Genomic DNA, 23,508 nt, shown 5'->3' on the forward strand with positions numbered 1-23,508 from the left:
CGGTTTTCTTTCCGGCGGCCTAGCCTCGCCGCAAGCTGACCAGCAGCACAAAGCCGACGCCGGACTTTCTCAGCGCAGGCGCCTCGATGGTCGAACCGGCATCGGCGCGCATCGTAGGCACGGCCAGGACCGGGGCCGCCAGAACCGTCAGGATGAGTGCCGTCCGCGGCAGAAGCCGAAGGATCTTGACGACATTGGCGGTGAGGCGGGTCATGGCGTGGGTTTCAATATCTCGTTGTCGAGTTCAGTGGCGAAGCTGGTTCGGGCAACCGAGCCGGCAGGAAATGGCGATCCCAGGCGTGGGCCGGCCGGCCGGCCTCGGCGACAAGGACGGCGAACAACATGCCGAACAGGCTCATCAGCAGGCAGACGATGGTGAAGCGGCGGGCAAGCATCGCGCGGTGTCTCCTTCAACACGCATGACAATGCCTTGCCCAGGCTGAACCGGCTCTGATGCCGGCGTTCATCTGGGGTTCAAAATGGTTGATGATCTCTGGGCGGGCCGCCTTGAAAGCAGTGACCTATTGCGAGCCGCGGCTGCGAGACCGATATACTGGCCCCGCGCACCCCGGCAGGAATGGCACGATCAGAGCTTGTGCCAGGTCTGGCTCTTGCAGATCAGCCCGCCCAGCACGCAGCCGCTCATCTTGAGCGAACTGCCGGAAAGCGAAGCCTTGCCCGAATAGGTCTTGTCGGTTTCGGGGTCGGTTATGGTGCCGGCATATTTGTTGTCGCCGGCCACCTTCAGTGAACCGATGTTCTTGCCGGCAAATTTGCCGGATTTGAGCGTAATCGAAAATGCCCCGCCGCCACCCGAAATGGCGGCAGTCGCTCCGGCTTGCGTTTTCCAATTGCCTTCGATCGGATCGGCCCATGCCGCGCCGGTCATCATTATTGCGGCTGCGAGGGCCAGGCTCACGTGTCGAAACATGTCTTTCCTCCCTCAGGCAAGTCCAATCGGGCTCCGTCCCGGCCGTCTGCCCCTTACGCAAAGGTAAGCTAGTCCAGCTCCCGGAAAAACAAAAGCGGTGCCGCGACGGAAGGGTTGCGGGTTTTTTGCCCGCTCCCGAACGGCCGCGCCGGCGAAAAATGAAACGGGCCGCATACGTCTTTGTCTTCTGTGGTTAGCGGAGTCTTGATCCGCGCCTCGCAAGTTTTCTTCAAATTTTGTGCAAACTGGCGCAGTTGCTGGCTTTGTATCCTTAACGAATTTTCGCGTTTACCTCTTGTTTTAGCTTTGTTTTCCTCAAATTAAGCACGCCATTTAACGACGGATTCAAGCCTCCGCGGCATTCTCGAAAGCATCGAAAGAGCGGCCGCCCCCGAAGGTAATCAAGGACACCGAGGGACAGACGGAGACAGCTCTCGGGAGCCAGAACAGGGGATTTGAAATGGCACGTTTTGAAATGCTTGAAGCCGGCTTCGGCGCCATGGGGGCAACTGCCCAGGCCGATATCCTTTTCGAGTTGGGCATGATGTATGCGACCGGCCGCGATTGCGAGACCGATGTCGTCGCCGCCCACAAATGGTTCAACATCGCCGCGATCAAGGGTTCGGCCCGTGCCGCGGAACTGCGTTCTGAATTGTCGGCCGCCATGTCGAAAGTCGAGATCGCCAGGGCGCTGCGCGAAGCCCGCGAATGGATGACGATGCACTGAATTCGCCGGCACTGAGTTCACCGACAGGGACGCTTCGGGTCAAGGCCGCGCAGACGGCTGGCCCCGAAAAAAAGAGGCCGCGCAAGATGGCCGACCAAGTCAAAACCAAGAACACGGCAGGCTGATCAGGCCGAGCCGTGCAACAGACAGGGAAGGCCAGCGGGTTCCGGCGCGGATGCGCCGGCAAGCTCAATGGCAAAAGCCGCGACCGGCCGGAACAGGGCTGGCGCGGCTTTGTCTTTGTGACCGCATGTTACAGGCCCAATCGAGCGCCGACGATGCGTCTAGACAGCTCCGGCGAAGGATGAAATTCTCCCGCCACTCTGGAAGAGGCGCGGCCGGGCGGCTGCGCGAGAGTGGAGGAGTTATGTTACCATGAAGAAATTCAGTATTTTGAGCGCAGCCATATTTGGCCTGATGATGACCGCGCCGCTCGCCTTCGCCGACGACATCACCTTTTCGGTGGTCGGACCGATGACCGGGCAGCTTGCCACCATCGGCGATCAGTTCAAGCAAGGCGCGCAAGCCGCCGCCGACGCGATCAACGCGGCTGGCGGCGTCGACGGTCGCCAGATCAAGCTCGACATCGAGGATGATCAGTGCGATCCGAAGCAGGCGGTTTCGGTCGCCAACCGCATCATCGCCAATGGTGTCAAGTTCATCGATGGCCACGCCTGCTCGGGCTCCAGCATCCCGGCCTCCGCTGTCTACGCAGAAGCCGGTGCGCTGATGATGAGTCCGGCTTCCTCAAACCCGGTGTTGACCGACGCAGCGGCGAAGGCCGGCTGGCCGACGATCATGCGCCTCTATACGCGCGACGATGCGCAGGGCGCTTTTATTGGTCCCTGGATCGCCAAGAAATATGCCGGCAAGAAAGTCGTCATCCTGCACGACAAGAGCGCCTATGGGCAGGGCGTGGCCGATGCCGTGAAGGCAACGATGAACCAGAACGGTCTCAATGAAATCCTCTACGAGGGCATCAACGCCGGCGAGAAGGACTATTCCGCGCTCGTTACCAAGCTCAAGGAGCTGAAGGCTGACGTCGTCTATTTCGGCGGCTATCACCCCGAAGCCGGCCTGATCCTGCGTCAGTCGGCGGAGCAGAACCTCAAGTTCCAGTTGATCATGCCGGACTCGATCGCTTCGCCAGAATTCTGGCAGGTTGCCGGTCCGGCCGGCGAAGGCACCATGTTCGTCTTCCCATCGGATCCGCAGTCGAAGCCCGAAGCCAAGGAAGCCATCGCCAAGATCAAGGCCGGCGGCTTTGTGCCGGAGGGCTTCACGCTGTTTTCCTATGCCGTGATCCAGGCATTCGCCGAGGGCATCAAGCGCGCCGGCAGCGACGACCCGGCCAAGGTCGCCGAGGCGTTGAAGAACGGCCAGCCGATCAGCACGGTTGTCGGGCCGGTCACCTTCGACGAGAAGGGCGACCTCAAGAACGCCAGCTACGACATCAACCAGTGGCATGACGGCAAATACGCGCCGATCCAGCCCTGATAGAACTATGTTGTAATTGAAAATGGCCGGGTCGAACCTGGCCATTTTCATCTTTGCGGTGCCTTTTGTGACGCGCTCGGGGTCACTTCGTGGATAAGGAAACTGGGGTCAGCTGTGGTTCCTCGGCAAAGTGAACCAGCACGGTTCCGTCTGTGACCTGCGCGCCTTCGGCGGCGATCTCGGCAATAAGCCCGTCATGGGGCGCGGCAATGGTGTGCTCCATCTTCATCGCCTCCAGTATCAGCAGCGGCTGGCCCTTGATCACGGCCTCGCCTTTTGCCGCACGCACCAATTTGACCAGGCCCGGCATCGGCGCGCGCAGGCTGCCGGAAGCGGCGGCTTCGTCGGCTCGCGCCAGCGGGTCCGGCACGGCAAAATCGTAGCCGATAGCGCCCTCGAAGACGGTGACGTGGCCCGGCCAGCGGGCGAGGCGAGGGGCGGTACGGAGATCATGCGAATTGACGCTGTCATAGGGCGCTTCCAGCGCCACCTCGAACCGTCTGTCCGGCCGCACCGACACGCACGCGACGATCTCCTGCTCGCCAAACTTCAGCAGCATGCGCCGCACTACAGCGTGGAAATGCGCATAGCCGGCCAGCGACAACCAGGGATCGTCCGAGGACGGCAAGTCGCGCGCACCGGACGCGGCAAGTGCCGCGGCGGCAATCGTCTCACCGCTCGGCGGCGCAACCGCCGTCAACGCCTGCTGATGCCTGGAGATCAGGCCGGTATCGACATCGCCCGCCGCAAAAGCTGCATCAGCGGCCAGCGCGGCAAGAAAGCCAGTGTTGACGGTCGAGCCGGCGATTTCGGTCTGCGACAGCGCCTCGCCAAGTGCCGCGAGCGCCGCCCGTCTGTCCTTGCCATGGACGATCAGCTTGGCGATCATCGGGTCGTAAAACGGCGAAATCGCATCGCCGGGGCGCACGCCGGTTTCGACGCGCATGGTCGCACCCTCCGGTGCCGGCTGCGGAAATTTCAGATGGTGCAACGTGCCGGTCGCCGGCAAAAACCCTCTTGCCGCGTCCTCGGCATAGATGCGCGCCTCGAAGGCGTGGCCGGAGAGCGCGATCTCGCTCTGCGTCTTCGGCAGTTTTTCGCCGGAGGCTACCCGCAACTGCCACTCGACCAGGTCGATGCCGGTGACCATTTCGGTGACGGGGTGCTCGACCTGCAGGCGGGTGTTCATTTCCATGAACCAGAAACGGTCGGCCTTCAGACCTTGCGAGGCATCGACGATGAACTCGATGGTACCGGCGCCGGAATAGTGGATTGCCTTGGCGGCTTTCACCGCCGCCTCGGACATCGCCTTGCGCAGTGCCGGCGTCATGCCCGGGGCAGGCGCCTCCTCGATCACCTTCTGGTGGCGGCGCTGTGCCGAGCAGTCACGTTCGTAGAGGTGCACGACATTGCCGAACCTGTCGCCGAATATCTGCACTTCGATGTGGCGCGGCTTGTCGACATATTTTTCCACCAGGACGCGGTCGTCACCGAATGCGGCTTTCGCCTCGCGCCGGGCGCCCGACAGTGCTTCCGAAAAATCATCGGGATGCTCGACGCGCCGTATGCCTTTGCCGCCGCCGCCGGCGCGCGCCTTGATCAGTACGGGGTAGCCTATCTCGCGCGCCTTGGAGGCGAGCAACACGATCTCCTGCGCTTCGCCATGGTAGCCCGGAACGACAGGCACGCCGGCCTTTTCCATCAGCCGCTTGGCCGCGTCCTTCAGTCCCATGGCACGGATCGAGGCCGCCGACGGCCCAATGAAGATCAGCCCGGCCGCGACCACCTGGTCGACGAAATTGGGGTTTTCCGAAAGAAAACCGTAGCCCGGATGGATGGCCTCGGCACCTGTGGCCAAGGCCGCTGCAATGATCCTGTCGCCGCGCAGATAGCTTTCGTTGGCAGGAGAGGCGCCGATATGCACCGCTTCGTCGGCCATTTCGACATGCAAGGCGTGAGCGTCGGCATCGGAATAGACGGCGACGCTGCGGACACCCATCCTGCGTGCCGTGCGGACCACCCGGCAGGCGATCTCGCCACGGTTGGCGATCAGGATCTTGGCGAACATCGGGCCTCCACAGGCAGAGCTTGCCACCAACGGCGCGAATTCTCGTCACGCGAGCTGCGGCGATGCCCTGCTTTGTAGTCTGGCGGTCAAAGGGTAGGCAAGCGAGGCCTGCCTACTTTGAGGCCGCGATTTCGCAAGCTCCTCCGGTCGTGACCTTGTAACGGTTTCGGGTGGCCTGGCAGGATTTCATCGCCATGTCCTCGGCAGCCTTTTGCGAGGCCGCATTCACGTGTGAGCCGCACAGGATGTACAACGAACGCACCCGGGAATACGGGGTGGTCGCATAAGCTGAATGGCCGCTGGCCGCCACATAGGCCTTATATGCCTTGGTGCATGGCCGATCCGCGGTCGCCGGAAAATACGGGTAGAAGCGGACGTCGCCCTTGCTTCCAGCCAGCGATTCCGCCGCGCCGACATTGGGGCTCGAGATTAGAAGCAACCCGGTTATTAGCGAGAAGACTGCTTGTTTGACGCTAATAGATTTCATTTTTCCCACCCATTGAATACGTCGAAGGCCGACGAGTGTCGGTCTATTTGGAGGCAGCTATGGCGCAGGCCCCTGCAGTCGTGACCTTGTACTTGCTGCGCGCGGACTGGCAGGATTTCAACGCCAGCGCCTCCGCAGCCTTCTGGGACGGTGCATTCAGATAAGCACCGCAAATAGTGAATTCGGTTGCCCAGTTGAATGGCGTCATCGCATAGGCCGAGTGACCGCCAGCCGCCACATAGCCCTTGTAGTGTTTGCCGCAGCCTCCGACTGTGCCCGGTGCAAAATAGACCGGGAAACGGCTGTCGCCCTTGCTTCCCGCCAGCTGCTCGGCGGCGCCGGTCGGTGCCGAGGCCACGAGCAGTGCAAGTACCGACATGGTTGCTCGCCTAATGAATAAACATTTCATTGCCAAACCCATTTTAGCCCCCAATACTGACAAATAGTTGCCTACTTGGAGGCAGCGATTTCGCAGCCGCCGCCTGTTGTAACCCTGTAACTATTGCGGGTGGCCTGACAGGATTTCAATGCCAACTCTTCGGCAGCTTGCTGTGACGGTGCGTTCAAGCGCGAGCCGCGGATGATGTACAGCGAACGCACCCGGGAATACGGCGTGGTTGCATAGGCTGAATGGCCGCCGGCCGCTACATAGGCCTTGTAGGCCCTGGTACACGGATCCTTCGGGTTCTGCGGCAAATAGGGATAGAAACGGGTCTCGCCCTTGCTTCCCGCCAGCGACTCCGCTGCACCGATGCCAGGCGTTGCTAATATAAGCAATCCCGCAAGTATATTCGCAGTTGTTCTCTGAAAAACCCGCCGCCTCATCTTCGCCCAATCCCCATTGGTATTTGCGATGATCAATAGCCGTGATTCTTTCGTCTGGCCAGTCGAGAAGAAAAAAATAGTCTGGAGGTGTGGTGGGGGTGTCTCCCGCGCAGGGTCACACCCTGCCGAGTGCAGCAACGACCCGCTGATACAATTCGGCCGTCGGCTCGTCGAAGCAGCAGAAAATGACGGTTTCTGGAACGGTGTTCTGGCCGATGAAGGCGCTCACGGTCCCGACAGCAATTTGCGTCGCCTGATCCTTTGGGTAGCGGTAGGCCCCGGTCGAGATCGCTGGAAACGCCACCGTCCGGCAGTCCTTTGCGGCGGCGATTTCGAGCGACCGGCGATAGCAGGAGGCGAGCAGTTCGGCTTCTCCTTTGCTGCCACCTTGCCAGACCGGTCCGACCGTATGAATGACGTAGCGCGCGGGCAGCCTGTAGCCCTTGGTGATTTTTGCGTCTCCGACCTTGCAGCCATGCAAGGTCCGGCATTCTGCCACAAGCTCGGGGCCGGCCGCGCGGTGGATAGCGCCGTCGACGCCGCCGCCTCCGAGAAGAGAGGAGTTGGCGGCGTTGACGATGGCGTCGACCGCCAGCTTCGTGATGTCGCCGGTTTGAATGCGAATCCTCTGGCCAATTTCGCTCATCTCACATCCTGAACACGCCGAACCTTGTCTCTTCGATCTCGGCGTTGAGCGCGGCCGAAAGGCTGAGCGCCAGCACCTCGCGGGTCTTGGCCGGGTCGATGATGCCGTCGTCCCAGAGCCTCGCCGACGAATAGAGCGGGTGGCCTTCATGCTCGTATTTCATAAGGATCGGCTTCTTGAATTTCGCCTCCTCCTCGGCGCTCCATTCCCCGCCCTTGCGCTCGATGCCCTCACGCTTGACCACGGCCAGCACCGTTGCAGCCTGCTCGCCGCCCATCACCGAAATGCGGGCATTCGGCCACATCCACAGGAAGCGTGGCGAATAGGCGCGTCCGCACATACCGTAATTGCCGGCGCCGAACGAGCCGCCGATGATCACGGTCATCTTCGGCACCTTGGCCGTTGCGACCGCCAGGACCAGCTTGGCGCCGTCCTTGGCGATGCCGCCGGCCTCGTATTTCCGCCCGACCATGAAGCCGGTGATGTTCTGCAGGAAAATCAGCGGGATCCTGCGCTGGCAGCACAGCTCGATGAAATGCGCGCCCTTTAGCGCGCTTTCCGAAAACAGCACGCCGTTGTTGGCGATGATGCCGACCGGGATGCCGCTAAGATGGGCAAAACCGGTGACCAGCGTGGTGCCATAATTCTGCTTGAACTCATCGAATTCGGAGCCGTCGACGGTGCGGGCGATTACCTCGCGTACGTCGTAGGGCTGGCGCAGATCCGTCGGCACGATGCCGTAGAGTTCATGTGGATCGTGAAGCGGCGGAATCGATTTCTGTAAGGCAAGGCTTACAGTCTTGTTCCGATTCAGGTTTTTGATGATACGCCGGCATATGGCCAGCGCATGCTCGTCGTCGAGCGCATAGTGGTCGGCAACGCCGGAAAGCCTTGTGTGCACGTCGGCGCCACCGAGGTCCTCGGCGGTGACGTCCTCGCCGGTGGCCGCCTTCACCAGCGGCGGGCCGCCGAGAAAGATGGTTGCCTGGTTGCGCACCATGATTGTCTCGTCCGACATCGCAGGCACATAGGCGCCGCCGGCCGTGCACGACCCCATGACGCAGGCGATCTGCGGAATGCCGGCGGCCGACATGTTGGCCTGGTTATAGAAGATGCGGCCGAAATGATCGCGGTCGGGAAACACCTCGTCCTGATTGGGCAGATTGGCGCCGCCGCTGTCGACCAGATAGATGCAAGGCAGATTGTTCTGCAGCGCGATTTCCTGTGCACGCAGATGCTTCTTCACTGTCAGCGGATAATAGGTGCCGCCCTTCACCGTGGCGTCGTTGACGACGACCATCACTTCGGTGCCTTCGACGCGCCCGATGCCGGCGATGAGACCAGCCGACGGGATGTCCTCGCCATACATCGACCATGCCGCGAACTGGCCGATTTCGAGGAAGGGCGAGCCGGTATCGAGCAATTGGGCGAGACGTTGCCGCGGCAGGAGCTTGCCGCGCGAGACGTGCCGCTCACGCGCCTCTTCCGAGCCACCGCGTTCGACCGTGGCCGCTTTCTCAGCAATATCGGCGACCAGCGCCCGCATGCGCTCGGCATTGGCGCGGAAAATATCGGAGGCGGGCGAAATCTGCGAGGTGAGGGGGGCCATGGCGCTACCGGATCAGCTCGATCTTGCAGCCGACATCGAGGTCGCTCCAATCGCGATTAGCGGTGACGGCAATGGCGTTCTCGCGAATTGCCAGCGCGAGGCAGGCCCGATCGCCCAACGACAGGCCGCGATGCCGCGTCAGTTGGCGAAGCTGCCCGGCGGCGATGCCCATCGCTTCGTCGAAAACGGCGATCGGCATGCCGAGACTGGCGAGGTCGTCCGCGGCCTGTTCCATGCTGCGTCCCTTGTCGATCAGTTTGGCAATGATTTCGGCCGCATTGATCGAACTGCATTGTGCGTCCGGCGCGAACCCCAAAGCACTATCGGTGCCTTGCTCGTTGAGCAGGATTGCGAGTGCCGCCGAACTGTCCATGACGTAGGGCTTCATTTCGCCCGCTTTCCTGTCGTCCCTTCGGCGTGAAGCCGGTCGAGACGCTTGTCGCTTCGACGCTGCTCTTCCCGCCGCTCCTTCAGAAATTCGTCGACGACGCTTTCACCGGGCTGTTTCAGCGCCGACAATTCGGCCTGGACGCGTCGCAGATTCTGCAGCCACGATCTTACCCGCAGTTCGCCGTTTTCGACATGCAGGATCATCTCCTCGCCAGGCTTCACGCCCATCTCCTCGCGCATCGCAGCAGGGATGACGAAGCGCCCGCCCTCGCCAAGCTTGACACGCTCTCGTTTCACCGGAACCCTAAGCGGCGTTTTGCGAGCGCTGGCATCGAGCTGTGTTTGCTGATCTTCGTCAAATCCGGACTTTCCCGTTCTGCCCGCCATCGTGCGCCTCCCCTATATTGTGGCACGTATTCTAAAATATGCCACATCATGTGCCTTCTGGCAAAACTCCAAAGGATGCCATCAGGCGCCCTCCGCCATGATTTCCCGCCCGATCAGCCAGCGACGGATTTCGCTGGTGCCGGCGCCGATCTCGTAGAGCTTGGCGTCGCGCAGCAGCCGGCCGGTCGGGTAGTCGTTGATGTAGCCGTTGCCGCCCAAAAGCTGAATGGCGTCGAGCGCCATCAGCGTCGCCTTTTCGGCGGCGAAGAGGATACAGCCGGCAGCATCCTTGCGGGCCGTCTCACCGCGATCGCAGGCCTTGGCTACGGCGTAGACGTAAGAACGTGCCGCGTTCATCGTCGCATACATGTCGGCGAGCTTGCCTTGCACCAGCTGGAATTCGCCGATTGGCTGGCCGAACTGCTTGCGCTCGTGCACGTAAGGTATCGCTACATCGAGGCACGCAGCCATCAGCCCGATCGGCCCGCCGGCCAGCACGGCGCGTTCGTAGTCCAGGCCCGACATCAGCACCTCGACACCGCGCCCTTCCTCGTGCAGCACATTGTCGAACGGCACTTCGACATTCTCGAACACCAGCTCGCCGGTGTTCGAGCCGCGCATGCCGAGCTTGTCGAGCTTTTGCGCCACGGAAAAACCGGCAAAGGCTTTTTCGACGATGAAAGCGGTGATGCCGCGCGAATTGAGTTCCGGATCGGTCTTGGCGTAGACGACCAGCGTCTCGGCATCCGGTCCGTTGGTGATCCACATTTTGGTGCCGTTGAGCACATAGCGGTCGTTGCGCTTTTCGGCGCGCAGGCGCAGCGACACCACATCGGAACCGGCACCCGATTCCGACATTGCCAGTGCGCCGACCTTTTCGCCGCTGCAGAGCGAAGGCAGATATTTTTCCTTCTGCGCCTGCGTCGCCCAGCGATTGATCTGGTTGACGCAGAGGTTGGAATGGGCGCCGTAGGAGAGGCCGACCGAGGCGGAGGCGCGCGAAATCTCCTCCATCGCCACAACATGGGCGAGATAGCCCATGCCGCTGCCGCCGAAATCGGGATCGGCGGTGATGCCGAGTAGGCCGAGCCCGCCGAGCTCCACCCACAGATGCGCCGGGAATTCGTTCGTGCGGTCGATCTCGGCGGCTATCGGCGCGATTTTCTCCTGGGCGAAGCGCCGCACCAGGTCGCGCAGCGCCTCGATGTCTTCGTCAAGCCCGAAGTTGAGCGTATGCGTGTACATGCCGTTCCTCCCGGCGCACGACCCCGAAAATCGGGATCATGCGCGAAATCAAAGTGCTAGAGCGTCCTTTGCGCGCTCGAATGGACGCACAGTGCCGTGGCCCGTCCTCGCGCCATCGCTCTTTGCTCCGACAAGCCGCATTGTCATTGCTAGATATGTAGCGGTGACTTCGGCGATCGACAGCCGTTCGCCCGGCCGGAACCAGACGATGACGCCGGTCATCATCTGGATCAGCGCCATGGCGGTGAGCCCTGTGTCTTCGATGCTGAATAAGCCCGCTTCGACGCCGTCGCGCAGGATGGCGCGCAGCTCCTTCTCGTAGGCCGTGCGCATGCGCAGGATCTGCGTGAGTTTTTCGTGCGACAGGCTGCGCAGCTCCATGTTCGAGACATGGGTGGAATGGCGGCGTTCGATATGGAAAGCGATGTGGTTTTCGACATAGGCGGCAAGCCGGGTTGCCGGATCGGCGCCGACAGGGCGTGTTGCGCGCCACGCCTCGATCAAGCCTTCCATATGCTCACGCATCAGCGTGAACAGAAGGTCCTGCTTGGTCGGAAAATAGCGGTAAAGCGCCGCTGCCTGGACGCCAACCTCGGCCGCCAGCTGGCGCATCGACATCGCCTCGTAGCCGAGACGCGCAATCAGGCTGACCGCCGCCTCGCGGACCGCAGCTTCGGTCTTTTCTCCGTGGGAGCCGGTCGTACGCGCCATGACGCAAAGCAATAAAACAAACGTTCAATTAATTCAAGGGCGGAGGCATGTGCGGCAGTAGCTTCAGGTTTGCTCTATCTGCACCCGGGAATTTTTGTGCGATGGAAGCGAATGAGCAGGATCGTGCTTTGCTAGGCAACAATCCTGAATCCCGCGGACGTGTTGCGTGCCTCGAGGTCCTCGACATCGACCTTCGAAACTGCTGCCCCTGGCGGCCCTTGCCAAAGCCGTTCGATCATTGTCGAGACCGCCGCACGGGTCCCGGCAATCAAGGCTGTCACCGAGCCGTCAACTTCGTTGCGCACCCACCCGGCGAGGCCAAGCGCCGACGCCTCGCGCCGCGCCCAGACCCGGTAGCTGACGCCTTGCACCTTGCCATATATGCGTACCTGTACAGTGCGGTCGGTCATCGCGCTCTCCATCCTCAGAGTCGAGTCTGGCGCATCGCCGTGCAAATTCAACCGCGCTGCCGCCCGGTCAGCCACACAATAGGGCGAAGGCTCTTCAGTTCCCCCGTGCTGCCGCCAGTGCGCCGGGCAGTTCCTCGGCAAAAATGTCGAGCTCGTGGTCGAGGCCGACGCTGACCCGGATGCAGCGATCGAGCACCGGCACCATCGGCTTGCGGATGAAGACGTCGCGCGACAACAACGCCTGCAGCACCTTCAGCGCGAAGGCGCCGTCGCGGCCGCAATCGATAGTGATGAAATTGGTCGCCGAAGCCAGCGGCTTCAGCCCGTTCGCTTCGGCTATTGCGGCAATGCGCCGGCGGCCGGCGGCGACCTGCGCCACCACGCTTTCCAGCCAGGCCTGATCGGCAAGCGCCTCGACGCCGGCAATCTGCGCCATACGGCTGACGCCGTAATGATTGCGGATCTTCTCGAAATCGCGAATCACTTGGGCCTCCGCCACCGCATAGCCGCAGCGTATGCCGGCCAGCCCATAGGCCTTGGAGAAGGTGCGCATGCGGATGACGTTCGGCCGCGCGACATCGATCGGCGGCAGTGCCGACGCGGGCCCTAATTCGCCATAGGCTTCGTCGAGCACCAGCATCGTGGTCTGCGGCAACGCGTCGATGAAGCGGCTGAGCTCGGCGGCTTCCCACCAGCTGCCCATCGGATTGTCCGGGTTGGACAGGTAGACCAGTGGCGCCTTCTCCCTGGCGACCGCAGCCAGCAGGCCGTCGAGGTTTTCCCGATCGTTCTCGTAGGGCACCGCGACCAATCGGCCGCCGACGCCGGCAACATGAAAGTTGAAGGTCGGATAGGCGCCGAGCGAGGTCACCACCGCGTCGCCGGGCGCCACATACATGCGCGCAACCAGGCTGAGCAGCCCGTCTATGCCTTCGCCGACGACGACGTTTTCGGCGCCGACGCCGAGATGCCTGGCTACGGCTACCTTCAAATCGTGATTGTCGGGGTCGCAATACATCCACATGTCGCCGGCAATCCCGGCCATGCGGGAAACGACGCGCGGCGAAGGGCCAAAGCTGCTCTCATTGGCGCCGATGCGGGCGCGAAAGGCGCGGCCGCGATCACGCTCCTGCGCCTCCGGGCCGACAAACGGCACCGTGGAGGGAAGCGCGGCGATGAGCGGTGTAAGGGGAGGGCGCATGGCGAAGGCTCGTTAAAAAAGGGGCCTTCTTGCTAGCCTGCCGGCTTGGCCTGCGCAAGTTCCGCGGCCGGCGGCAACGGTCAGGCTGGATTCTCCCGGGCCATTTTGCTAGCGAGGCATGATGAGCAACCGACTGCCGCCCGCTTGGTCCAAGCACATAAAGTCCCGCCCGGCCCCGAAAGTGGAACCGCCGAAGGCGAAACCGTCGTCGCGCGCGCAGGCTGACGATGCGCTGCTGAAACAGGCGTATAGCTTTCAGCAGGCCAAGCGGTTGGCCGAGGCTAAGGAACTGTGCCGTCGCGTGCTGGAGCGCACGCCCAACCATCCCTTGGCTTTGTATATTATGGGCACGCTATTCATCGGGCTCGACGATGAAATGGCGCTGCGATATTTGGCCCGAGCCGTCGGCGAGGAGCCTCAAAACCCCTTTTATCACCTTAGTCTGGGTGAAACCTATCTGAAGGTCAGCGAATATTCGCTCGCAATCAGGCATATTCAGCAAGCATTGAAGTTGAAGCCCGATTTGCTGGAAGCGCTTTGCGCGCTGGGACGCGCTTACGTCGAATTCGACAAGGCTGACATGGCTGTCCCGGTTTACGAGAAAGCGCTCAAGATCAACCGCGATCATCCTCGCGTTCGGACAGGACTGGCCAGCGCACTCACCGGTCTCGGTCGCGCGGACGAAGCCGAAATCTATCTGAAAGAGGCGATCGAACGTCGCATCGCGATGCCCGCCGCCTATAACGAGCTTGTGCATATGCGCAAATTCACCGAAGAGCCGGCTGAACTTAAGTTCATCCTGCGTGAATTGGGCAACCCAAAGCTTGACCCCGAAAGTGCGATGAGACTTCATCACGCTGCCGGCAAGGTGCTGAACGACCTTGGGCGCTACGAAGACGCGATGGATCACTTCCAGAAAGGCAAGCAGGCCGCAGGCTACAAGTTCGATCTGGAAACCTATCGCCGTTGGGTCGACTCCACGATCGAGCTCTTCAACGCGGACATGGTGGCTGCCAAGGCGGGTCATGGGAGCCCATCGGAAGTGCCCGTGTTTGTACTGGGCATGCCCCGGTCAGGGACCACCCTGACCGAGCAGATTTGCGCGAGCCACCCGGATGTTCACGGCGCAGGAGAACTCAGCAAGCTAAGGCGAGCCGCAAATGCTATCGGCCTCACGAAGGTTCCGTCACGAGCCTTGGGCCAATTGATCGTGCCGATCACCCCTGACGTGTCCAAAAGGTTGGCCGAGGAGCATTTGTCCTACCTTCGTGAGCGTGCGCCGACCGCACTTCGCGTCGTCGACAAAATGCCCCAAAACTTCGAACTGATCGGGCTCATAGGCCTCCTCTTTCCCAACGCGCGGATTATTCACTGTCGCCGTGACGCCATCGACAATTGCCTCTCGTGTTTTTTCCTGAATTTGTCCAAGGGACACAGCTACATCGCCGACCTGCAGACACTTGGGCTGTACTACCGCGAATATGACCGCCTGATGCGACATTGGGACAACGTTTTTCCGGGACGTATTTTCGAAAACCGCTACGAGACGCTGGTTGCGGATCAAGAGACACAGTCGCGCCGTCTGATCGACTATCTTGGATTGCCCTGGGACGATGCCTGCCTGCGCTTCTTCGACAAGGGCGGATCGGTCAATACGGCCAGTCGCTGGCAAGTCCGGCAGCCGATCTACAGTTCATCTGTCAAGCGCTGGAAAAACTATGAGAGCGCAATCCAGCCGCTGATCCAATCGCTCGGCGATCTCGCCGGTGTCTAAGTTCGACGGCTGGCGGCAACGGTCAGGCTGGATTCTCCCGGACCATTTTGCTAGCGAGACATGATGAGCAACCGACTGCCGCCCGCTTGGTCCAAACACATAAAGTCCCGTTCGGCGCCGAAAGTGCAGCCACAGAAAGTGAAATCGCCCTCGCGCGCGCAAGCTGACGACATGCTGCTGCGACAGGCGCTCGAACTTCAGCAAGCCAAGCGGCTCCCGGAGGCGGAGGAATTATGCCATCGCGTTCTCGCCCGCACGCCCAACCACCCGCTTTCGCTCTACATCCTCGGCACGTTGGGGCTCGGTGTCGACGATGAGTTGGCTCTCAAATATTTTGCGCGGGCAGTAAGCCAGACGCCTCAAAATCCATATTTCCACCTTAGCCTGGGAGAGGCCGGTCTGAAGCTTGGCGACAGCTTGCTTGCGATCAGGCACTTGCAGCGCGCCTGCGAATTGAAGCCCGATCTGGTGGAAGCGCTTTGCGGACTGGCGCGTGCCTACGTCAACTTCGACAAGGCCGAGATGGCTTTGCCCCTTTACGAGAAGGCGCTAAGGATCAACGGCGACCATCCCATGGTCCGGATTGGTCTGGCTGGTGCGCTCACCAGCCTCGGCCGCATGGACGAAGCCAGAGCCTATCTCGATCAGGCAATAGAACGTCGCGTAGATGTTGGGGCAGCCTACAATTACCTGGTCGACACGCAAAAGTTCACCGAAAAACCTGCCGAGCTCGACTCTATCCTGCGCGAACTCTCCAATCCCAAGCTCGAACCGGTTGCTGCATCGCAGCTCCATCACGCCGCAGGCAAAGTGCTGAACGATCTTCAGCGCTATGAAGAGGCGATGGATCACTTCAAGAGGGCGAAAAAGGCCGCTGGTCACGATTTCGACCTGGAGTACTACCGCCGAAGCGTCGATTCCATGATCGAGATATTCAGCCCATCACTATTGGAAGCCAAGGCTGGCCACGGCAGTCCGTCCGAAGTGCCCGTGTTTGTGCTGGGCATGCCGCGGTCGGGTACGACGCTGACGGAGCAGATCTGCGCGAGCCATCCGGATGTCCATGGCGCCGGGGAGCTTACGAAGCTGCGGCGAATCGCGAACTCGATGGGCTTTAGGACACTCTCGGATGAGGACCTGCGCAGTTCGATCATGTCGATGACGAGGGATCAGTCGAGGGCGCTGGCCGAAGAATACCTGTCTTATCTGCGCCAGCATGCGCCTGCCGCGCTCCGCATCGTCGACAAAATGCCGCACAACTTCGAGTTTATCGGCGTGATTGGAATTCTCTTTCCCAACGCGCGCATCATTCATTGCCGGCGCGATGCCATCGACAATTGCGTCTCCTGCTTCGTCCTGCATTTCACCAAGGACCACGGCTACAACGCCGACCTTGAGACACTCGGGTTGTACTACCGTGAATATGATCGCTTGATGCGGCATTGGAATAAGGTCTTTCCCGGACGTATTTTCGAAAGCCGCTATGAGACGCTGGTTGCGGATCAAGAGACGCAAACGCGTCGTCTCATCGATCATCTCGGCTTGCCTTGGGACGATGCCTGCCTGCGCTTTTTCGAGAGGAGCGGGTCGGTCAATACTCCCAGCCGCTGGCAGGTGCGGCAGCCGATCTATAGTTCATCCGTCAAACGCTGGAAAAAGTACGAGGGCACGATCCAGCCACTGATTCACGCCTTGGGCGACCTGGCCGTACTTTGAACAAATGGGTAGTGTTCGGCAGGCCGAGGTCCGCCATGACTTGCTGCCGGGATCCTTTGATCCTGTAGGCCAGCACCGCAGATCGTGCCAAGGTTTTCATTTCCTTTACGTCCGACAAGCGGCGAGGCGAGCATTGCGATAGCTCAGCTCAGTCCTGCGATCGATGCTGAGCGGTAGCCTGTATCCAAACATCGAGATTTGATGGCAGCGGCCCTATACGAAAACCCGGCGGTCGGCCCGCCGGGTTCGATCTCAAATCAGGCTGGGACCGTTAGAATGAGCGCTGGAAGCGCAGCATCCCGCCGACGCTGTCCTTGTCGTCGGCATTGGTCCAGTTGCGATCGTAGGCTTTGTCAAACTGGCCGTCGCGGGCCCAATCGACTTCGGCAGTAATCGTGAGACCGGGAACGATATCGTAAGCAATGTTCGCAGCGACGCCGTAGTTTTTGTCATCGTCAGCGGAGGCCTGGAGATTGAACGAGGTCTTCTCGTTGATGGTGTAGGTGCCACCACCCCAGACTGCCCAGTTGCCGCCCCACTGCTTGTAGAAGTTGCGGTCGATGTTGTCGTCAGAGCCGTAGCCAGCCATGATGAACAGTGTCAGGTTCTGTATCGGCGTAACGTCGACGCGAACCTTACCGGCCCACTCTTCCCAGGTGCTGTCGTAGGCGGCGACACCGGTGATCGAGCCCCAGCCCTGTGTGTATTTGATACCGCCGACGACATACGGGACATAGCTGTCGATGGAATCATTGCCGCTGTTGCTGTCTTGGAAAAGTCCGGGATCGGCAGCGGCACTGCCCGAACCGGTTTCCAACGAAGCCACCGCCGAGAAGCCGTTTCCGGCATCGAAGTAATACTGGACGACATTGGTGTCGAAGCCGCCATAGGGAACCAGCGTATCCTGGATGACGTTGCCGGCGTACCCGATGAACGTGTCGAAGGCCGATTCGTCCTTACCAACGCGGAGACCACCGAGCTGGACCCAGGCGAAGTTCAGCGAAACACTCGTTCCGCCATTGAAGTTGTCATCAAGGTAATCGTTGTGGTTACCCCAGTTGAAGCGCGTCTCGGTATAGGTCTTCAAGGTACCCATCTCGGTTTCCTGGCCGGTCCAGGTCTTCAGCGTGAAGCGGGCGTGCTTGTAGTAGGTATCCTGCGAGTCGCCGTCCTGCTGATCGGTGGTCTTTGCACCGTCGAATGAGCCGACGTCGCCAATGCCAATGTCATAGCGAACATAGCCGCCGATGCGCAGGCAGGTTTCGGTGCCGGGGATGTAGAAGTAACCAGCGCCGTAGACGTCGCAAATCTTGACGTATTCAGCGGGTTCCGGCTCGGCGACGACGACGGCGTCGGCGGCGCGCGCACCGGAAACTGCGATCAGTGCCGCAGCGGAGCCGAGAAGAAGGCTCTTGATGTTCATTTTCTGACCTCCAGTCAGAATCGAACAAAAGAGCGACACCTGCGGCAGGTGTTCTTGCGGTAATGAGTTGTTATTGCTTCATTTTTCGGAGAATCGTGGGATCTTGCGCTGGTCGTGAAAACATCACCGCAAACATCCGTGGGCGAAAAGCGTCCCGAAAAAAGCGCTGCCAACTAATTCTTTGACGCAGGAAGTTTTGACAGATTGGCTCACCCTTGTCGGTGGCGATCGCACACATTTCTCCCTTCGTCATTCCTGGGGCGGAGCAAGGAGCGAAGCGACGCAGCGCAGACCCCAGTTTACGTGTCACCACGGTGAAAGCTCTGCTTCAGCGCACCCTTTGGCGACTGCACTCGTCGAACGACCATCCTGAGCCGCTGTATTCTTTGGCTTATGTCGCGGCATGGATCCCGGGGTCTTCGCGACGTCCCTTCGCTCCTGCTTTGCCCTGGGATAACGAAGCTTGGAAGGCTTCGGAAACCAGGTTTTGCAGGGGATTCACGACAAGAATTGCAGGACTTGTCCTGCGAAGCCCGCAGGGCGTAGGGTGGCGGAGAGGATGGGATTCGAACCCACGAGAAGCTTTTGACCTCTACTCCCTTAGCAGGGGAGCGCCTTCGACCACTCGGCCACCTCTCCGTTGCGCCGGTGGATAAAGAAAAGCGCCGGCACAATCAACAAGCTGGCGCAATTATCGTTGAAAAATCGACCCTTTGCGAAAGCGCCGCCCGGCGATGTGTCGATTCTGCGGCAATTCCCTGGTTCGCGACTCAGGCCATGGTCACATTTCGGGCCGACCATCGCCGGAATCCGCCGTTTGCAACGGCTTGCTGAGGGCCATTGGTTAACGGGACCTTTCGGAGTGAGGCCAAATCGTGTCATTTGTGCAACAACGTTGGGGGATAGCGCCAACACAAACCTTTTGCCTGTACGATGGTGGTTGAACGCCGCCGTCTCATGGGTAATGTCGGGTTTGAAGGAGCGGCGCGGTGCGCATCTTTTTCGGTAGTGGGGATGGGGCAGGGAACGCTGTCCTTCAGCAAAGAATACCCAGACCCGTTTTTTAACTTTTGACTGGAGGTCAGAAAATGAACATCAAGAGCCTTCTTCTCGGCTCCGCTGCGGCACTGATCGCAGTTTCCGGTGCGCGCGCCGCCGACGCCGTCGTCGTCGCCGAGCCGGAACCCGCTGAATACGTCAAGATTTGCGACGTCTACGGCGCTGGCTATTACTACGTCCCCGGCACCGAAATCTGCCTGCGCATCGGCGGCTACGTCCGCTATGACATCGGCGTGGGCCAGGCTGGCTCGTTCGACGGCGCCAGGTACCAGGACCTGTTGGATGCCTTGAATGGTGAAGACAACGTCAACGACGGCTACTACAAGCAGGCTCGCTTCACGCTGAGGACCTATACCGGCCAGGAAACCGAGATGGGTACCTTGAAGACCTACACCGAGACCCGCTTCAACTGGGGAACCGGCTACCATTCCGTCCCCGGTATCGACACTCCCTTCTCCAGCTTTGGCAGCAGAGGCGTTTCGCTGAACTTCGCCTGGATCCAGCTTGGTGGTCTCCGCGTCGGTAAGGACGAAACAGCCTTCAACACGTTCACCGGCTATGCCGGCAACGTCATCCAGGATACGATCGTTCCCTACGGCGGCTTCGACACCAACGTCGTCCAGTACTACTTCGATGCCGGCAACGGCTTCTCGGCCGTGGCTTCGTTGGAAACCGGTGAAGGCTTTATCCTTAACAGCGCCAATACTGCCCTCAATCTCGGCCACGACTCGGTCGACAGCTTCGTCCCGTATATCGTCGGCGGCGTGAAGTACACGCAGGGCTGGGGCTCCATCAGCGGTGTTGTTGCCTACGACAGCAGCCTGGAAGAATGGGCCGGCAAGGTTCGCCTCGACGTCACGCCGATGCAGAACCTGTCGCTGTTCTTGATGGCCGGCTACGGCTCCGACGACAATCTCCCGCGCAACTTCTACAAGCAGTGGGGCGGCAACTGGGCAGTCTGGGGTGGTGGTACGTACACCATCAACGAGAAGACCTCGTTCAACCTCCAGGTGTCGTATGATGAAGCCAAGGAAGCTGGTGTCGCGGCCAATATCGCCTACGACATCGTTCCCGGCTTCACGATTACGGCCGAAGTGGACTATGCCCATAACGATCATCACATCGATAGCGACTCGCTGCCCGGCTATGAATACAACTGGACCGGCATCCCGGGCGACAAGAAAGACGCCATCGGCGGCATGCTCCGCTTCCAGCGCTCGTTCTAAGGGCTGGACTTAAGCAAACTGAAATCCAGCCCGGGCGCTTAACCGCCCGGGCTGGATTTGTTTTCGCGACTGGTATGCAAACAGAAGGAGAAGGGGGATCGGTAGCTGAAAAGGGTTGTGGAACGATGTCGTTGGGATCCGCCAGTGGTGGATGAGATCGGCCGCAACGCTTAAAACTCTTGAAAGGGCACCACCAAGCAGGTAGGTCTAGGCCTATCCACTCGGGGGTGTGGCGAATAATGACGAACGATGCGATTCAAGAGGGAGGAACCTCTGATCATTTTTCGATGTTTTCTTCTCAAACTGCAAAGATAAAATACAGTTATAACAAGATAAGAGAAGTAAAGTCGCACAGGATCGGAGAACTGTTTTCAGTATACCGGGACGTACTTTGGGATGATGGGCGACACAAATACAATGTCAGCTCCTTCATCGGCGAAATAGACGAGATCCTCCTTGGGGAGCGTTTCAGCGCCTTTGACCAAAGCACCCTCGACAACCTTATCGGTACCTTGCGCCAGCGCGGCAACAGCAACGCAACCATCAACCGGAAGATGGCTGCCCTCAGCAAACTGCTGCGCAAGGCTCACAAGATGGGAGATATCCACAGCCTGCCCGAGTTCCGCCGCCAGAAGGAGCGGGCGGGACGGATTCGCTTCCTCGAAAGAGAGGAGGAGGCCCGGCTGTTCGCCGCCATCAAGAGCCGCAGCGAGGACGCTTATCGGCTTTCCGTCTTTCTCGTCGACACCGGTTGCCGCCTCGGCGAAGCGCTGGGCTTGATCTGGAACGATATCCAGGAGCACCGCGTCAGTTTCTGGATCACCAAGTCCGGCCGCAGCCGCACCATCCCGATGACCGAGCGGGTAAAAGAGGTGATCAAGCTGCCGGCCACCGAGGGCCGCCGGCCCAAAGGTCCGTTCACCAAGCTCAGCCAGGCACAGTTTCGCGCCATCTGGAACGATGCCAAGGCCGAGGTCGGGCTTGGCGCCGACGATCAGGTCGTGCCGCATATATTGCGCCATACTTGCGCCTCGCGTCTCGTCCAGGGCGGCATCGACATCAGGCGGGTGCAGATGTGGCTCGGCCACCAGACGCTGTCGATGACCATGCGCTATGCGCATCTGGCCACCAACGACCTCGACGGCTGCGTCACCGTGCTGGAGACGCCGCGGTGCAGTGGCGCGGACAGTGGCGGCGCAAGCGCTTTGTCTTCTCCACCTCCGGCAAGGCGAGAGCCAAAAGGCGAGCCGGCCGCAAGCAAGGCCCCAAAGCCAGCGAAGAGAGGCGCCAAATCCTGACGGTTTGCTCCCGGCGAAATTAAGTCAAGTAATACTCGAGATGAAGTCTTGGGTCTTACGTTAAGCTGGCCTGCCACTCGGCAGCGAGCGTCAAAAATTCTTTCAATGGCGCAAAATTCTTTCAATGGCGGAGCGCAAATCTCCGAGATTGGCCGACGCCTCCTCGCATTCGTCATCCCAGGGCGGAGCAGGAGCGAAGCGACGTAGCGAAGACCCTGGGATCCATGCCGTTAAATTTGCGTACACGAAGGCGGAGCAAGTTCGAGTGCTTCTTCGCACCGGCGTCAGTCGCGGGTGATGATTGAAGGGTAGCTGTCCACCTTACGGATACGAGCGCCATTCCGATCCGCTGCATTCTTCGGCTGACGTCATGGCATGGATCCCAGGGTCTGCGCTCCGCTTCGCGTTCGCTCCGCCCTGGGATGACGAAGGCATGGTAAGTGCTTTATGTCCCATCAGCCCGCCCGCTCCGCCCGCTCGAAAAAACCAGCGATCCTGCCCGGCAGGTTGCCGGTCTCGAGAAACGGGGCATGCCCCTGGCCGTCGGCGGTGATCGTCTCGATATCGGCATGGCGCATCCGCATCTGCTCGAGCGTGTCGGCGGACAGCAGCTTCGAGTTGGCGCCGCGTATGACGAGCATCGGGACCGCCGCCAGCGCGTCGAACTGCGGCCACAGATCAGGCAGCGGCTGAGTGAGGTCTAGGCCCGCCAGCGTGTCGACCAGTTTCGGGTCGAAGTCGGGCAGAAATCCCTCCTTGGTCTCGCGGTAGAGGGCTGACGCCATCCGCTCCCAATCTGCATCGGTCAGCGCCGGAAAATCCGCGCCATGGGTGCTGCGCAGGCCGCGGACCACCTCTGCGTACGCCGTTGGCCTGGGCGTGGGGTCGAGATAGGAGCGGATATGGGCGAGACCTTGCGCCTCGATCACCGGGCCGATGTCGTTGAAGACGATGGCCTTCAGCACGGCCGGCCGCATCGCCGCGAGCACATGGATGATCAGTCCGCCGCGCGACGTACCGATGAAGGCAGCCTCCTCGATGCTCAGCGCCGCCAGCCCGGCGAGAATATCACCCGCTTCGATGCCGATATTGTAATGGCCGATATCGGCATCGTAGGCGGACTGCCCGCGCCCGCGATAGTCGAAAGCGACGACCTTGCGCTTCGCCCGCGTCGACAGATAAAGCGCCAGCTCGTGGAAATCACGGCAATTGCGGGTCAGGCCGGGCAGGCAAACGACTGGCCAATGGCCGGAATTCGCTTCGCCGTAGATGCGGGCGTGCAGGGACAGCCCGTCCGGCGCGGCGTAGAAGAAGTCGGAAAAACCCTGCTCGATTGCCATATGGACCGCTTCCTCGCAGTTGCCGGATCGTTCCCGACTGCTACAGGCGAGGGCAGAGACGGTCAAATCGAAGCGTCGGCGCTGGGAATCTTCGAGATGTCGGCGGGACAGCGCCCCTCTCTGTCCTGCCGGACTTCTCCCCCACGATCGGCCATCATCTCCGTTTTCGATAACATCCCAAGTTGCAGAAAAGTACCCCTCAGCGAAGCTGCCAATCTCCCCACTAGAGGCAGGGGAATCGCATATGGCGATTTTGGGGTTGAGTTTAGGCTGAGAAAGGATTCTTTGGCGAGGCAGTTGAGCGAAGGAGCGACTGCCATTTCCTGCCTTGAGAGCTACTTTGGCGCGGTGCCTGATCCACGCGCGCCCAACGCCACGCACCGGCTTGGCGACCTGATCGTGATGATGATCGCGGCAAGCCTGTGTGGTGCCAGCAATGCGACGGAGTTCGCCCTGTTTGCGCAGGAGCGCAAGCAGGCGCTGTCGCGGCTGATCGACTATGACGCAGCTCCCAGCCACGACACCTTCTCGCGGCTGC

At 60.6% G+C, this 23,508-nt stretch carries 23 protein-coding genes and 1 tRNA gene; 7 read left to right on the forward strand and 17 right to left on the reverse strand.

The annotated features are described in order from the left end of the window. Positions 1-19: 19 nt before the first annotated feature. From NMG46_RS23895 to NMG46_RS23905, 3 genes are all read right to left on the reverse strand, one after another. Positions 20-214, reverse strand: coding sequence for a hypothetical protein (locus NMG46_RS23895; protein ID WP_254819975.1), 195 nt, complete (start codon positions 212-214; stop codon positions 20-22). Positions 215-224: 10 nt separating this feature from the next. After that, positions 225-395, reverse strand: a complete 171-nt coding sequence (locus NMG46_RS23900) for a hypothetical protein (RefSeq protein WP_254820003.1) — start codon at positions 393-395, stop codon at positions 225-227. A 191-nt stretch (positions 396-586) separates the two neighbouring features. Next, positions 587-931, reverse strand: a complete 345-nt coding sequence (locus NMG46_RS23905; protein WP_254819976.1) for a DUF2147 domain-containing protein — start codon at positions 929-931, stop codon at positions 587-589. Positions 932-1,391: 460 nt separating this feature from the next. On the opposite strand from NMG46_RS23905, the gene NMG46_RS23910 reads away from it, so the two are divergent. Both NMG46_RS23910 and NMG46_RS23915 read left to right on the forward strand, forming a co-directional pair. Continuing rightward, the gene (locus NMG46_RS23910; protein WP_115145099.1) at positions 1,392-1,658 is read left to right on the forward strand and encodes a sel1 repeat family protein; all 267 of its coding nucleotides are present in this window, start codon (positions 1,392-1,394) and stop codon (positions 1,656-1,658) included. Between the two features lie 375 nt (positions 1,659-2,033). After that, positions 2,034-3,155 (forward strand): branched-chain amino acid ABC transporter substrate-binding protein, encoded by a 1,122-nt coding sequence (locus NMG46_RS23915; protein ID WP_254819977.1) that lies wholly within the window; start codon positions 2,034-2,036, stop codon positions 3,153-3,155. A gap of 82 nt (positions 3,156-3,237) precedes the next feature. On the opposite strand, the gene NMG46_RS23920 is transcribed toward NMG46_RS23915, so the two are convergent. From NMG46_RS23920 to NMG46_RS23975, 11 genes are all read right to left on the reverse strand, one after another. After that, the gene (locus NMG46_RS23920) at positions 3,238-5,223 is read right to left on the reverse strand and encodes an acetyl/propionyl/methylcrotonyl-CoA carboxylase subunit alpha (RefSeq protein WP_254819978.1); all 1,986 of its coding nucleotides are present in this window, start codon (positions 5,221-5,223) and stop codon (positions 3,238-3,240) included. 530 nt (positions 5,224-5,753) lie between these two features. Continuing rightward, on the reverse strand, positions 5,754-6,089 hold the full coding sequence (locus tag NMG46_RS23930; protein ID WP_254819979.1) for a hypothetical protein: 336 nt from the start codon (positions 6,087-6,089) through the stop codon (positions 5,754-5,756). Between the two features lie 71 nt (positions 6,090-6,160). Beyond that, the gene (locus NMG46_RS23935; RefSeq protein WP_254820000.1) at positions 6,161-6,535 is read right to left on the reverse strand and encodes a hypothetical protein; all 375 of its coding nucleotides are present in this window, start codon (positions 6,533-6,535) and stop codon (positions 6,161-6,163) included. A gap of 115 nt (positions 6,536-6,650) precedes the next feature. Beyond that, positions 6,651-7,181: an O-acetyl-ADP-ribose deacetylase gene (locus tag NMG46_RS23940; protein ID WP_254819980.1), complete on the reverse strand. Its 531-nt coding sequence runs from the start codon at positions 7,179-7,181 to the stop codon at positions 6,651-6,653. 1 nt (position 7,182) lies between these two features. Continuing rightward, positions 7,183-8,790 carry a carboxyl transferase domain-containing protein gene (locus NMG46_RS23945; RefSeq protein ID WP_254819981.1) on the reverse strand — a complete coding sequence of 536 codons (1,608 nt, stop codon included), beginning with the start codon at positions 8,788-8,790 and terminating at the stop codon, positions 7,183-7,185. Positions 8,791-8,794: 4 nt separating this feature from the next. Continuing rightward, positions 8,795-9,178 (reverse strand): type II toxin-antitoxin system VapC family toxin, encoded by a 384-nt coding sequence (locus tag NMG46_RS23950; RefSeq protein WP_254819982.1) that lies wholly within the window; start codon positions 9,176-9,178, stop codon positions 8,795-8,797. Then, a complete protein-coding gene (locus tag NMG46_RS23955; protein ID WP_254819983.1) occupies positions 9,175-9,567 on the reverse strand; it encodes an AbrB/MazE/SpoVT family DNA-binding domain-containing protein in 393 nt (130 codons plus the stop codon). Before NMG46_RS23955 ends, NMG46_RS23950 begins: the two co-directional genes overlap by 4 nt. Positions 9,568-9,648: 81 nt before the next feature. Beyond that, positions 9,649-10,812: an isovaleryl-CoA dehydrogenase gene (locus NMG46_RS23960; protein ID WP_254819984.1), complete on the reverse strand. Its 1,164-nt coding sequence runs from the start codon at positions 10,810-10,812 to the stop codon at positions 9,649-9,651. A gap of 48 nt (positions 10,813-10,860) precedes the next feature. Further along, positions 10,861-11,523, reverse strand: a complete 663-nt coding sequence (locus NMG46_RS23965; RefSeq protein WP_254819985.1) for a TetR/AcrR family transcriptional regulator — start codon at positions 11,521-11,523, stop codon at positions 10,861-10,863. Between the two features lie 131 nt (positions 11,524-11,654). Further along, positions 11,655-11,933: an acylphosphatase gene (locus NMG46_RS23970; protein WP_254819986.1), complete on the reverse strand. Its 279-nt coding sequence runs from the start codon at positions 11,931-11,933 to the stop codon at positions 11,655-11,657. Between the two features lie 94 nt (positions 11,934-12,027). Next, complete coding sequence (locus NMG46_RS23975) at positions 12,028-13,134, reverse strand: pyridoxal phosphate-dependent aminotransferase (protein ID WP_254819987.1); 1,107 nt, start codon at positions 13,132-13,134, stop codon at positions 12,028-12,030. 121 nt (positions 13,135-13,255) lie between these two features. Here NMG46_RS23975 and NMG46_RS23980 point away from each other — a divergent pair, with 121 nt between their 5' ends. Together NMG46_RS23980 and NMG46_RS23985 are read left to right on the forward strand one after the other, a co-directional pair. Then, on the forward strand, positions 13,256-14,908 hold the full coding sequence (locus NMG46_RS23980) for a tetratricopeptide repeat-containing sulfotransferase family protein (protein ID WP_254819988.1): 1,653 nt from the start codon (positions 13,256-13,258) through the stop codon (positions 14,906-14,908). 63 nt (positions 14,909-14,971) lie between these two features. Further along, positions 14,972-16,624: a sulfotransferase gene (locus NMG46_RS23985; protein WP_254819989.1), complete on the forward strand. Its 1,653-nt coding sequence runs from the start codon at positions 14,972-14,974 to the stop codon at positions 16,622-16,624. 271 nt (positions 16,625-16,895) lie between these two features. On the opposite strand, the gene NMG46_RS23990 is transcribed toward NMG46_RS23985, so the two are convergent. Then, entirely contained in the window at positions 16,896-18,047 is a 1,152-nt protein-coding gene (locus NMG46_RS23990; protein ID WP_254819990.1) for a porin, read from the reverse strand. Between the two features lie 548 nt (positions 18,048-18,595). Beyond that, a tRNA-Ser gene (locus tag NMG46_RS23995) sits at positions 18,596-18,686 on the reverse strand. 449 nt (positions 18,687-19,135) lie between these two features. Between NMG46_RS23995 and NMG46_RS24000 the strand changes: the two genes are divergently transcribed. Both NMG46_RS24000 and NMG46_RS24005 read left to right on the forward strand, forming a co-directional pair. Continuing rightward, on the forward strand, positions 19,136-20,332 hold the full coding sequence (locus NMG46_RS24000) for a porin (protein ID WP_254819991.1): 1,197 nt from the start codon (positions 19,136-19,138) through the stop codon (positions 20,330-20,332). Between the two features lie 287 nt (positions 20,333-20,619). Continuing rightward, a complete protein-coding gene (locus NMG46_RS24005; RefSeq protein WP_254820001.1) occupies positions 20,620-21,630 on the forward strand; it encodes a site-specific integrase in 1,011 nt (336 codons plus the stop codon). Positions 21,631-22,085: 455 nt separating this feature from the next. Here NMG46_RS24005 and NMG46_RS24010 read toward each other — a convergent pair whose 3' ends face one another. Next, a complete protein-coding gene (locus tag NMG46_RS24010) occupies positions 22,086-22,970 on the reverse strand; it encodes an alpha/beta fold hydrolase (RefSeq protein WP_254819992.1) in 885 nt (294 codons plus the stop codon). A 297-nt stretch (positions 22,971-23,267) separates the two neighbouring features. Between NMG46_RS24010 and NMG46_RS24015 the strand changes: the two genes are divergently transcribed. Continuing rightward, on the forward strand, positions 23,268-23,508 hold a 241-nt coding region (locus NMG46_RS24015), incomplete at its 3' end, for a transposase family protein (protein ID WP_254818053.1).

Origin of the sequence: Mesorhizobium sp. LMG 17147 (assembly GCF_024297145.1) — a bacterium.
In the GTDB taxonomy this organism is placed as follows: domain Bacteria; phylum Pseudomonadota; class Alphaproteobacteria; order Rhizobiales; family Rhizobiaceae; genus Mesorhizobium.

Excerpts from the sequence above, each read along its gene's own strand:
- NMG46_RS23895 (WP_254819975.1), bottom strand. The coding sequence starts at position 214 with ATGACCCGCCTCACCGCCAATGTCGTCAAGATCCTTCGGCTTCTGCCG.
- NMG46_RS23900 (WP_254820003.1), bottom strand. The coding sequence starts at position 395 with ATGCTTGCCCGCCGCTTCACCATCGTCTGCCTGCTGATGAGCCTGTTC.
- NMG46_RS23905 (WP_254819976.1), bottom strand. The coding sequence starts at position 931 with ATGTTTCGACACGTGAGCCTGGCCCTCGCAGCCGCAATAATGATGACC.
- NMG46_RS23910 (WP_115145099.1), top strand. The coding sequence starts at position 1,392 with ATGGCACGTTTTGAAATGCTTGAAGCCGGCTTCGGCGCCATGGGGGCA.
- NMG46_RS23915 (WP_254819977.1), top strand. The coding sequence starts at position 2,034 with ATGAAGAAATTCAGTATTTTGAGCGCAGCCATATTTGGCCTGATGATG.
- NMG46_RS23920 (WP_254819978.1), bottom strand. The coding sequence starts at position 5,223 with ATGTTCGCCAAGATCCTGATCGCCAACCGTGGCGAGATCGCCTGCCGG.
- NMG46_RS23930 (WP_254819979.1), bottom strand. The coding sequence starts at position 6,089 with ATGTCGGTACTTGCACTGCTCGTGGCCTCGGCACCGACCGGCGCCGCC.
- NMG46_RS23935 (WP_254820000.1), bottom strand. The coding sequence starts at position 6,535 with ATGAGGCGGCGGGTTTTTCAGAGAACAACTGCGAATATACTTGCGGGA.
- NMG46_RS23940 (WP_254819980.1), bottom strand. The coding sequence starts at position 7,181 with ATGAGCGAAATTGGCCAGAGGATTCGCATTCAAACCGGCGACATCACG.
- NMG46_RS23945 (WP_254819981.1), bottom strand. The coding sequence starts at position 8,790 with ATGGCCCCCCTCACCTCGCAGATTTCGCCCGCCTCCGATATTTTCCGC.
- NMG46_RS23950 (WP_254819982.1), bottom strand. The coding sequence starts at position 9,178 with ATGAAGCCCTACGTCATGGACAGTTCGGCGGCACTCGCAATCCTGCTC.
- NMG46_RS23955 (WP_254819983.1), bottom strand. The coding sequence starts at position 9,567 with ATGGCGGGCAGAACGGGAAAGTCCGGATTTGACGAAGATCAGCAAACA.
- NMG46_RS23960 (WP_254819984.1), bottom strand. The coding sequence starts at position 10,812 with ATGTACACGCATACGCTCAACTTCGGGCTTGACGAAGACATCGAGGCG.
- NMG46_RS23965 (WP_254819985.1), bottom strand. The coding sequence starts at position 11,523 with ATGGCGCGTACGACCGGCTCCCACGGAGAAAAGACCGAAGCTGCGGTC.
- NMG46_RS23970 (WP_254819986.1), bottom strand. The coding sequence starts at position 11,933 with ATGACCGACCGCACTGTACAGGTACGCATATATGGCAAGGTGCAAGGC.
- NMG46_RS23975 (WP_254819987.1), bottom strand. The coding sequence starts at position 13,134 with ATGCGCCCTCCCCTTACACCGCTCATCGCCGCGCTTCCCTCCACGGTG.
- NMG46_RS23980 (WP_254819988.1), top strand. The coding sequence starts at position 13,256 with ATGAGCAACCGACTGCCGCCCGCTTGGTCCAAGCACATAAAGTCCCGC.
- NMG46_RS23985 (WP_254819989.1), top strand. The coding sequence starts at position 14,972 with ATGAGCAACCGACTGCCGCCCGCTTGGTCCAAACACATAAAGTCCCGT.
- NMG46_RS23990 (WP_254819990.1), bottom strand. The coding sequence starts at position 18,047 with ATGAACATCAAGAGCCTTCTTCTCGGCTCCGCTGCGGCACTGATCGCA.
- NMG46_RS24000 (WP_254819991.1), top strand. The coding sequence starts at position 19,136 with ATGAACATCAAGAGCCTTCTTCTCGGCTCCGCTGCGGCACTGATCGCA.
- NMG46_RS24005 (WP_254820001.1), top strand. The coding sequence starts at position 20,620 with ATGTTTTCTTCTCAAACTGCAAAGATAAAATACAGTTATAACAAGATA.
- NMG46_RS24010 (WP_254819992.1), bottom strand. The coding sequence starts at position 22,970 with ATGGCAATCGAGCAGGGTTTTTCCGACTTCTTCTACGCCGCGCCGGAC.